Source organism: Corynebacterium sp. LK31 (genome assembly GCF_014335015.1).
GTDB lineage: Bacteria > Actinomycetota > Actinomycetes > Mycobacteriales > Mycobacteriaceae > Corynebacterium > Corynebacterium jeikeium_D.
In genome coordinates this window covers 1-9,991 of record NZ_PDGW01000003.1, presented here as the reverse complement: position 1 = coordinate 9,991, position 9,991 = coordinate 1, and the positions used below count along the sequence as shown (strand labels likewise).

Genomic DNA, 9,991 nt, shown 5'->3' with positions numbered 1-9,991 from the left:
TGTTTGTCGCGGGGATCGTCGTAAAGCACAGTGCATCGAGCCGTGCGAAAACCTTAAAGTGGGGGAAATTAAACCGCGTACACACCCTAGCGGATAGGATGTTGTGCATGAGTAAGGAATTCGCCTCAGCAGGAACGCTGTCCGACGATAAGACGCTGCCGTGGGTCGTGCGCATCTTCGTCTACACGGATGCTGAGGGCAGTCAATCGGCTGCTGAGAAGGTTCGTGGGGTGCTCGCGGAACTGATTCCGGATCAGGAAGTCAACGTCTACGAGGATGTCATGCCCGATGTGGGGCGCACTTCCTCTCTCGCTGATTTGTGGGCGGAGGCCAACCCGGGCATGGATCCGGGGGATCGGAAGCGTTACCGCATCAGTGTGGTGGCTCCGGGGCTGTCTCACTGCGAAATGGCGGACCTGGCAGGCCCGCTCGCTGAGGCCGTCAGCCCAGGGTGGGCAGAGGGGGAGGCTGCGACCAAGGTCGCGAAGGGCGATGTCCCGTGCCGTGTCGCTGTCGGGCGTGCCGACGAGCACCCGGGCGAACCCCCGCTAGTGCAGAATTAACCAGAATTCGGAATTAATCCGAAGCGAGAGCTGTTATCTGGGTTACATCCTAAGAGTCGTTTGCAATGACGACGCTTCACAACCATGAGAGGGAAGTGATTCCGAAAATGGCACACACTATTTCGCATGATGAGGCCGGTCAGCGCTACGTTCTCACCGTAGAGGGAGAAGAGGCCGGCTTTGCCGCTTACACCCCGGTGGAAGGTGCCCTGGACTTTGACCACACGGTTGTAGATGGCAAATTCCGTGGACAAGGCCTGTCCAAGCCGCTTATCGCAGGCGCGCTGGATGATGTTCGGAAGAACAACCGAAAGATTCGCACCAGCTGCTCCGCTGTTGCCAACTTCGTGGAGAAAAACCCGGACTACCAGGATCTACTGGCTGACTAGTCGCTGAAGGGCGAAGAACGCACAAAGCAGCCGGTCGGCTGCTCACGATAGGAAGAGCAGCCGGTCGGCTTTTGTATGTAGAGCTAGTTTTAGGGCGGGGCTAGATGAAGTCTCCGTCACCCTGGACGTACACCGCCGGATCGCACAACGGCTTGTGCTCTTCGGGCTTGGCAGGGCGTACGCGGCCCGGAATTCCTATCACGATGGAATCGGGTGGGCAGCTGTGGGTGACCACGGAGTTGGCGCCGATTGATGAGCCTGCACCAATTGTGATGGGGCCAAGGACTTTCGCACCTGCTCCGACGGTGACGTTGTCCTCCAGGGTGGGGTGGCGTTTTACCTTCTCCAGTGAGCGGCCGCCAAGCGTCACGCCGTGGTAGAGCATGCAGCCGTCACCGATTTCTGCGGTTTCGCCAATGACGATGCCCATACCGTGGTCGATGAAGAACCTTCGGCCAATTTGAGCGCCCGGGTGAATCTCAATACCAGTCAGCCAACGGGAAAACTGTGCGAGTACTCGTGCAATGCCCTTGAAAATCCCGCCTCGTTTCCAGAGGCGGTGCGAGAATCGGTGAATCCAGATTGCGTGTAGGCCGGAGTAGACAATGGCATTTTCTACATCACTGCGCGCAGCTGGGTCATGCGCACGGGCATTGTCCAGATCCTCTTTGAGGATTCGGAAAAAGTCACTCATGGGCGTCAATTCTATCTGGTCGGAGGTGTGGGCAATGCAAAAACCCGCTTGCCGACGGAAAGTGCCAGCTAGCGGGCTCTGCAGAGAAGGTTACGGGCGCTTATAGTGCTCGGCTTTAGTCGCGCAGATCCTCGTACAGGATGGAGGAGACGTAGCGCTCGCCGAAGTCAGGAACAATCACGACGATGTTCTTGCCCTCGGACTCCGGGCGGGCTGCAATCTCGAGAGCAGCCTTGATGTTTGCACCGGCAGAAATGCCGCCGAGGATGCCCTCGGCTGCAGCGACCTTGCGGGAGACCTCAATAGCGTCCTCGTTGGTAACCGCAATGATCTCGTCGAGAAGCTCCTGATCGAGAACCTCTGGGACGAAGTTTGCGCCCAGACCCTGAATCTTGTGCGGGCCGGCGGTGCCCTCGGTCAGCAGCGGGGAGGCCTTCGGCTCAACGGCAACCAGCTTGATGTCCGAGTTGTGCTTCTTCAGCGTGCGACCAGCACCGGTAATGGTGCCGCCGGTGCCGACACCAGCCACGAAGTAATCAACCTTGCCGTCGGTAGCTTCCCAGATTTCTTCACCAGTGGTTGCCTCGTGGATAGCCGGGTTGGCCGGGTTGGCGAACTGGGAAGCCAGGATTGCATTGTCGGTGTTAGCCACGATTTCGTTGGCCTTATCGACAGCGCCGCGCATGCCATCCGCGCCCGGGGTGAGTACAAGCTCAGCGCCAAATGCGCGCAGAACGACGCGGCGCTCCTGGCTCATGGTGTCCGGCATAGTGAGAATGACCTTGTAACCGCGGGCTGCGCCGACCATTGCCAGCGCGATACCGGTGTTGCCCGAGGTACCCTCGACGATGGTTCCGCCCGGCTTGAGCTCGCCAGAGCGCTCGGCGGCATCGATAATTGCGTTGCCGATGCGGTCCTTGACCGAGTTGGCAGGGTTGTAAAACTCCAGCTTGGCAATCACGTTGCCCGGCAGGCCCTCGGTAACACGGTTGAGCTTAACCAGCGGGGTGTTGCCGATCAGTTCAGTGACATCGTTATAAATAGTCATTAATCTTATCCATTCCGGAAATCACAGAGGACTTCCTAATGAGTTTTCGCGTGTAGCCGTAGTGTACGCCTGATCCTGCAATTAGTACAGACCAGTTCGTCTATTTTATGGCTTGCGTAGGGAAGTGGAAGCTGTCAGTTCCGGTGCCGCCACCGTCATAGTCGCCGCGGCCGGCGCCGTCGCAGTCGCACCGCTATTTTCGCAATGCCCCTGCTATTGCCACGTTAACGCTGTCTCATTGCCTCGCTCGTCCTTACCTCCATTGTGAGGGTAAAGAGCATTAAAGTTTCTTAGAATCCACTATTCTGAGACGTGATTTACAGTGCACGGGAATGCCTTGTGAATAGGCAGCGGCCCTCGCCACTGTGATTGGGTGCGATTGTGGCCCTTATCTGCACAGCGGTTATATGTGATAACCGAAAAACGCAGACAATGGACTCAGCGATTGCGGTGCTTCGTCGAAGCCACTCAGAGGGACTCAAACCTTTGGGGAAGGAGGCGAGGCATTAATAGAAGTGTGAAGCTTTCCTCAGCCCATCAGCCAGGAGACCGACTGTAAATCATCCAATTCGCGTCCGCGGATTGGCGGTCGAGCGGTGCTGTCGAGGTGAATAGCGCCGTAGAAAGATGATTTACATCATGCATATTGCTGAGGGATTTCTCCCAGTCACTCATTGCATTGGGTGGGGTGTAGCTGCCGCTCCCTTTGTCATTCACGGCGCAATTCAAGTCAAGCGCACTATGAAAGAACATCCCGGTAGCGGCATGCTGCTCGGTGCTGCTGGTGCGTTTACCTTCGTGCTCTCCGCAATCAAGATTCCATCTGTGACGGGTTCCACTTCGCACCCGACAGGTACAGGTTTTGGTGCTGTAATCTTCAAACCTCCGGTGATGGCGCTGCTTGGCTCCATCGTGTTGCTCTTCCAAGCAATCTTGCTCGCTCACGGCGGCATTACGACGCTCGGTGCGAACATCTTCTCCATGGCAATCGTCGGCCCGTGGGTTGGCTACGCCTTCTACGTATTGACTCGAAAGCTCGGCGGAGGCCTACTACCAGGTGTGTTTATGGCAGCGTTCTTCGCTGACCTCTCCACCTATGTTGTGACCTCCGTGCAGCTCGCTCTTGCACACCCGGCAAACCCGGGCGGTGTCGGCGGCGCTCTGGCTACATTCCTCGGCCTGTTCGCTATCACGCAGATTCCGCTGGCAATCATCGAGGCTCTGGTCACCGTCATTCTCATGCGCACCCTGCTGGCCGTGGCACATTCTGAGCTCCTCGATCTCGGCTTCCTGTCCCGCTTCGGTGATGCGCCAGCACCGGCGCTGGAGGCGAAAGCTGCAGAAGCCACGGCTGACGCTGTTGCAGGATCTGTCACTTCGCAGAATGCGGCAGCTGCATCCGTATCTGGCCAGAAGCAGTAGCCGTCGTCAAGCGAAAAGAAGCGAAAGAGAGCACGATTATGAATGCAAAAAACAACGCGCAGATTGTCGACGCACAGGCAGCTAGCCAGCCGAAGAAGAACTCCGTGTGGGTCAGCGTTGGTCTCATTGTCCTGGTAGTCGTAATTGCCATGTTCCCGCTGTTCTTCAACTACGGGGACGACGACGCCGAGGAGCCGTTCGCCGGCACTGATGCCACCGCTACGGAGACAATTCAGGAAATCGACCCGAACTACGAGCCGTGGTTCGAGCCACTCGTCGGCGAGCTGCCGGGTGAGGTCGAGTCGGGTCTGTTCGCGCTCCAGGCCGTTATCGGTGCTGGCGTCCTGTTCTACGTTATTGGCTTCTACCGAGGGAAGGCTGCTGCGCGTTCGGACAAGCGCGAGAAAGAGCAGTGAATGCGCTAGAAGCTGCAGCGGCGCGCAGCGCTTGGGCACGCCGCAACGTGGGTGAAAAGATTCTGCTGCTCGGTGGGCTGCTGATTCTGGCGGTTGCGCTACCGCCAATTCCCTTTGCGCCTGTCATTGCGGTCATTGCTTGGTCTATTGCGTACATAGCCCGAGTGCCCCGCAAGCTGTATGTGGCAATGGTGCTGGCACCGGCGGCTTTTGTGCTCGTCGGCGCGTTTCCGCTTTTGGTAGCGCTTACTCCCGACGGTCTCGCGTGGTCGCCGGATGGCCCGCAGCGAATGGCGCAGGTTGTGATGCGTTCGTTTGCGGGTATCAGCTGCACGATGGTCTTTGCGCTGACCACTCCGATTTCGGAGCTCATTGCCTGGCTCGACAAGCACGGCTTGCCGCGATACTTGACGTACCTCGCCGAGGTGATTTACCGGATGACCGGCGTGCTGATTCACTCCGCACACTCGATGACGGAAGCGCAAGCACGACGCTTGGGACACTCCACGCGCCGGGCGATGATCCGAGATGTAGCGGCACAGTCCGCCAGCCTCTTTGTCATTGCCTTTACCCGCGCGCGCAAGATGCAAGAGGGAATCGAGCTGCGCGCCGATCCGAGCGCAATGAAAGTACTGGTGATTTCGCGGCCCAGGCAGCCGAAGTTCATCGTGATATCCAGTGCATTACTTTTGTCGTTGATTGCGGCCTGGGCGCTGCTGAAATGGGGTGTATAGGGATGTCGAGCAGCAGGAAAAATCGCGCTGATCACGTACATGGTGCCAACGGTGTCATTGTCGAAGCGGCTGCAGTTACATACGCTTACGACGAAACCCACGTTCTGAAAGGCGTGGATCTGGCAATTTCGGGTGGCGAGCGCCTAGCGCTGTTGGGGGCAAACGGTTCGGGCAAGTCCACGCTGTTGCGTATGCTCGCGGGAGCGTCTAAGCCCAATAGTGGTGAGGTCCGCCTTGACGGCACCGTCTACACGTACTCCCGGCACGGCCGCAATGCGGTCCGTCGCTCAGTGCAGATGGTCACGCAGGATCCGGATGAGCAAATCTTCGCGGCTAGCGTGTTTGCAGATGTCTCTTTCGGTCCCGTCAACCTGGGGCTTAAGAACGAGGAAGTCGAACGGCGCGTCCGGCAGGCTCTAGGTACCGCCGAGATCACCGATCTCGCCGAACGCGTTCCGCACCAGCTTTCCTATGGTCAGCGCAAGCGCGTCGCTCTCGCTGGTGCGCTGGCGATGCATCCGCGTGTGCTGCTTCTCGACGAGCCCTCCGCCGGCCTCGATCCGCAGGCGACCCGAAAGCTTGCACACACGCTCAATCAATTGCGCGATCAGAGCACTGCCGTCGTCGTCGCCACGCACGACATCGACTTCGCGTGGAATTTCGCCGATAGGGCAGCGGTGCTTGCCGACGGCAAACTGCGCGTCGGCGCCAAGGAAGAAATTTTGGCCGATCGACGGTTGGTCGAACATGCTCGACTGGCTTTGCCCTGGGCGCCCGTGGTCTCCAAGGCGATTGGGCGAGATGTGTGCCATCCAGAGGATGTTTAGGCGAGTGGCTTGGTTGGTGAATAGCTCATCGATATGTGCAGCTAAACCGCGCTAAAAATGAGAAAAACGCCCGCGGGCAGGGCGTAATGCCTATGAAAATAGGCCTAGAAATATAGGCGAAGCTGTCGCATTTCTTCGCTTCCATTTCACGTCACACCTGTCCGCGGGCGATCTCCGTGGCCGTGACACTTTGCAGTGCCCTCGGCGCATCAGGCAGGTATTCGGACTTTCTGGCGTGACCGACAATAAGGGGATGACGACTGCCGCAAGCTTCAATGCTTACGTGCAGATCCTTATTATCAATTTTCCTACTTTTCGCCGCTTCCCAAGGTTGAAATAACCTCAGTGCCGTTGGCGAATTTTGTTCCAGATTACCGCTGCGGGACAGTTCCGGAATTGCACCGGATTCCCTCTTGCGTTTGCTGTGCACCACCTTCGGACAACCACGTGGAGGACGTAGCATTGAAAGTGGAACTCAACAAAACCTGTTGCATGTATGACAATAGCGCACGATGCAAAATAAGCGAAGGTCTTTTTCGAAAATGTCCGCATTGGGGGTAAAACGCCGTTCATTACCCTCTGTTATTAACATTCACGCAGTTTGTTAGCGGAAAAATAGCTACCCCCTGCCTTGTATTTATTCGGCCGAGGCGGGGCTAATGACAGGATTTATCCTGGTATTTTCTTTACGTACTTGTAGAGAAACCTAGTTGTTTCCTAAGATTGTGTGACGGATGCCTTAATGCAGGTGTACCCGTTCGGAGGGTACTATCTACTTTGTACGGTTTACAGCCCCCGAAAGGGTCAGTAGCCGCTGAGCGGTAGTTGGCCATTTTGTAGGAGTGTAAGTCGGCGCGAAGTCACAGGCTGATGGTGCCTCTGTGGGTACCAGTGAAGCAATTTGCCCGTTACGCAGGAGGACGCGAGATGGATCCCCACCGCATTCTGGACGACAATGAGGTTATTAAGTCGTCCTTGGTCGCCCTAAAGAATGCGACTGGTATTCCGGTCACAATGTATGCGGAAGTCACCGATAACTCGAAGATGCAGATCAACAACTGGGTTGGTCTGCGTACTCCGGCCCTGCAGAATCTGACTGTGGAATCGGGTGCGGGTGTCGGTGGTCGCGTGTTGGCCACGCGTCGCCCGGTGGGTGTCAGTGACTACCTGCGCGCCAAGGTTATTACTCATGAGTATGACGACAAGATTCGTGACGAAGGCCTGCACTCGCTGGTCGCCGTGCCGGTGATCGTTTCGCGTCTTGTCCGTGGCGTGCTCTACGGTGGCGTGCACTCTTCGGTGCGCCTGGGGGACAAGGTTCTTGAAGAGGTCACAATGACCGCCCGTTGCCTGGAGCAGGACCTCGCTGTCGTCGATGCCTGCCGCAACATGGATCGTTCTGGCAACGGTAAGGGCGGCCGCATCATGAATGGCGCTGAGTGGGAGCAGGTTCGTTCCACGCACTCCAAGCTGCGCATGCTCGCTAACCGTGTGGATGATGAGAAGCTGCGCCAGGAGCTCGAGGTGCTCTGCGATCAGATGGTCACCCCGGTTCGCGTCAAGCAGACCACCAAGCTGTCGGCTCGTGAGCTCGATGTTCTCGCCTGTGTCGCCCTCGGTCACACCAACGTCGAGGCCGCAGAGGAAATGGGCATCGGTGCCGAGACGGTTAAGTCCTACCTCCGCTCCGTAATGCGCAAGCTGGGCGCCCATACTCGCTACGAGGCCGTCAACGCGGCCCGTCGCATCGGCGCACTGCCGTAAACCGCTTGACGACGGTTCCTTTGCGCCCAAACCCGCGGGTATTGGGGTAGTCAGTTCTGCTACTTGCTCCGCTACTTACCCCCTGCTTGCCGCTGGGCTTCGCGCTCACCACCGGGGATCCACTTAACGTCGTTTCCGTCATTGGCCACTCTCGAAAGAATAAACAACAGGTCAGACAGGCGATTGAGATACTTCGCCGGTAGGACTGAGGTGGTTTCGGGAAATTCGCGGCAGGCAGCCCATGCTGCACGCTCGGCTCGGCGAGTAATCACCCGAGCTGTGTGTAGCAGTGCTGCGGCTGGTGTGCCTCCCGGGAGGATGAAGGAATCCAGTTTCGGCAGTTGTTCATTGAATTGGTCGCACCAGTGCTCGAGTCGCTCGATGTAATCCGGCTCGATACGCAACGGCGGGTACTTCGGGTTTTCTTCAATAGGTGTTGCCAGGTCGGCTCCGGCATCAAATAGGTCATTCTGCACGTAGCGAATGACAGCCGAGATTTCGTCGTCAAGCGTGCCGAAACTGAGCGCCTGGCCGAGTGCGGCGTTGGCCTCCTCGCACGTGGCGTAGGCGATAAGGCGAGAATCATCCTTGGGAACGCGGCTGAAATCGGATAATCCAGTGGTGCCGTCGTCGCCGGTGCGAGTGTAAATGCGAGTTAGATGAACGCTCATAGCTTCAAGCCTAAGCGCGATATTGCGAAATGTGGTTGGCTGGGGGAGTGGGAAATGAGCGATTTCTGGTTAAAGGCGGAGCGACGCTAAATGGTCAGGTTCAGATTTCCGGGGCGAAGAACTCGGTTCTGAAACTGATGGGTGCGGCGCTTCTCGCCGAGGGCACGACAGTACTGACGAACTGCCCTGAAATTGACGACGTGCCATTGATGCAAAAGGTCCTCGAAGGGCTCGGCTGCTCCGTGACGCGCGAGGGCGACCGGATTGAAATCACGGTGCCCGAAGAACTCTCGCATCACGCCGATTTCGATGCCGTGCGCCAGTTCCGCGCTTCGGTCTGTGTGCTCGGGCCGCTGACGGCGCGTACCCGTAACGCGATTGTCGCACTGCCCGGTGGTGACGCTATTGGTTCCCGCCCGCTGGACATGCATCAGGCTGGCCTGGAGAAATTGGGAGCACGCACCTATATTCACCACGGTTGCGTGGTGGCTGAGGCGGGGCGACTCAAGGGGGCGAACATCAAGCTGGACTTCCCGTCCGTCGGCGCGACCGAGAATATTCTGACCGCGGCCGTACTAGCGGAAGGTACGACTGTGCTGGATAACGCCGCCCGTGAGCCCGAAATTGTCGACCTGTGCGAGATGCTCGTGGAGATGGGCGCCAAGATTTCGGGTGCGGGATCTAACACCATCACGGTTGAGGGCGTCGAGAAGCTGCACCCGACTGAGCACAAGGTCGTCGGCGACCGAATTATCGCAGGGACCTGGGCTTATGCTGCAGCGATGACCGGCGGCGATATTACGGTCGTTGGCATTAACCCTAAGTACCTGCACCTTCCTCTGGAAAAACTGAAGAACGCAGGCGCTCAGGTCGAGACCTACCCGCAGGGCTTCCGCGTGCGTATGGACAGGCGTCCGCAGGGTGTGAACTATCAAACGCTGCCATACCCAGGCTTTCCGACGGACATGCAGCCCATGGCCATTGCTCTGTCCGCGGTGTCCGAAGGGACGTCAGTGCTTACCGAGAACGTTTTTGAGTCGCGCTTCCGGTTTGTCGACGAGATGATTCGCCTCGGCACGGACGCGACTATCGATGGCCACCACGTGATGATTCGCGGAAAGGAAACGCTGAGTTCCGCACCTGTGTGGTCTTCGGACATTCGCGCCGGAGCGGGACTAGTGCTTGCTGGGCTGTGTACTGAAGAAGGTGACGTCACTGAGGTGCACGATGTTTATCACATCGACCGTGGTTACCCGGGCTTCGTAGAGACACTCAATTCTCTTGGCGCTTCTGTTGAACGGGTTAGCTAGTGATTGTTGGCCTCTGGTCAATGGCTAACGGCTAAGCGCACGGTGCTAGTTAAACGCGCGGTGCGGAAAACCATCGCAAGTCTTCGGTTCTGGATGCTTCAGAACCGTAAGGAGTGATTCTCCTGTGGTGGCTTGTGGTGGTTTTCGCTATTT

General features: G+C 57.7%; 11 protein-coding genes and 2 riboswitches. Of the genes, 8 read left to right on the top strand and 3 right to left on the bottom strand.

Translation table 11 applies throughout. The features are described from left to right. Positions 1–107: 107 nt before the first annotated feature. Both CRD18_RS00065 and CRD18_RS00060 read left to right on the top strand, forming a co-directional pair. The gene (locus tag CRD18_RS00065) at positions 108–563 is read left to right on the top strand and encodes a hypothetical protein (protein ID WP_048733759.1); all 456 of its coding nucleotides are present in this window, start codon (positions 108–110) and stop codon (positions 561–563) included. A 107-nt stretch (positions 564–670) separates the two neighbouring features. Next, the gene (locus CRD18_RS00060) at positions 671–952 is read left to right on the top strand and encodes a GNAT family N-acetyltransferase (protein ID WP_049173078.1); all 282 of its coding nucleotides are present in this window, start codon (positions 671–673) and stop codon (positions 950–952) included. A 100-nt stretch (positions 953–1,052) separates the two neighbouring features. Here CRD18_RS00060 and epsC read toward each other — a convergent pair whose 3' ends face one another. Next, positions 1,053–1,646, bottom strand: a complete 594-nt coding sequence (gene epsC / locus CRD18_RS00055) for a serine O-acetyltransferase EpsC (RefSeq protein WP_005511963.1) — start codon at positions 1,644–1,646, stop codon at positions 1,053–1,055. A gap of 115 nt (positions 1,647–1,761) precedes the next feature. Next, positions 1,762–2,694 (bottom strand): cysteine synthase A, encoded by a 933-nt coding sequence (gene cysK / locus CRD18_RS00050; protein WP_049173059.1) that lies wholly within the window; start codon positions 2,692–2,694, stop codon positions 1,762–1,764. Between the two features lie 303 nt (positions 2,695–2,997). Beyond that, positions 2,998–3,267: riboswitch (cobalamin riboswitch) on the top strand. A 66-nt stretch (positions 3,268–3,333) separates the two neighbouring features. Between cysK and CRD18_RS00045 the strand changes: the two genes are divergently transcribed. From CRD18_RS00045 to ramA, 5 genes are all read left to right on the top strand, one after another. Next, positions 3,334–4,116 (top strand): energy-coupling factor ABC transporter permease, encoded by a 783-nt coding sequence (locus CRD18_RS00045; RefSeq protein WP_049190264.1) that lies wholly within the window; start codon positions 3,334–3,336, stop codon positions 4,114–4,116. Positions 4,117–4,154: 38 nt separating this feature from the next. Then, the gene (locus CRD18_RS00040) at positions 4,155–4,532 is read left to right on the top strand and encodes an energy-coupling factor ABC transporter substrate-binding protein (RefSeq protein ID WP_049173058.1); all 378 of its coding nucleotides are present in this window, start codon (positions 4,155–4,157) and stop codon (positions 4,530–4,532) included. Next, positions 4,529–5,266 carry a cobalt ECF transporter T component CbiQ gene (gene cbiQ / locus CRD18_RS00035; protein ID WP_070549912.1) on the top strand — a complete coding sequence of 246 codons (738 nt, stop codon included), beginning with the start codon at positions 4,529–4,531 and terminating at the stop codon, positions 5,264–5,266. Before CRD18_RS00040 ends, cbiQ begins: the two co-directional genes overlap by 4 nt. 2 nt (positions 5,267–5,268) lie before the next feature. Continuing rightward, positions 5,269–6,093 (top strand): energy-coupling factor ABC transporter ATP-binding protein, encoded by an 825-nt coding sequence (locus CRD18_RS00030; protein ID WP_049190261.1) that lies wholly within the window; start codon positions 5,269–5,271, stop codon positions 6,091–6,093. A gap of 194 nt (positions 6,094–6,287) precedes the next feature. Next, positions 6,288–6,545: riboswitch (cobalamin riboswitch) on the bottom strand. 475 nt (positions 6,546–7,020) lie between these two features. Further along, positions 7,021–7,857, top strand: a complete 837-nt coding sequence (gene ramA / locus CRD18_RS00025) for an acetate metabolism transcriptional regulator RamA (RefSeq protein WP_005511953.1) — start codon at positions 7,021–7,023, stop codon at positions 7,855–7,857. A 71-nt stretch (positions 7,858–7,928) separates the two neighbouring features. On the opposite strand, the gene CRD18_RS00020 is transcribed toward ramA, so the two are convergent. Next, positions 7,929–8,528: a cob(I)yrinic acid a,c-diamide adenosyltransferase gene (locus CRD18_RS00020; RefSeq protein WP_049173053.1), complete on the bottom strand. Its 600-nt coding sequence runs from the start codon at positions 8,526–8,528 to the stop codon at positions 7,929–7,931. 47 nt (positions 8,529–8,575) lie between these two features. Here CRD18_RS00020 and murA point away from each other — a divergent pair, with 47 nt between their 5' ends. After that, entirely contained in the window at positions 8,576–9,838 is a 1,263-nt protein-coding gene (gene murA / locus CRD18_RS00015) for a UDP-N-acetylglucosamine 1-carboxyvinyltransferase (protein WP_239272592.1), read from the top strand. Positions 9,839–9,991: the final 153 nt, after the last annotated feature.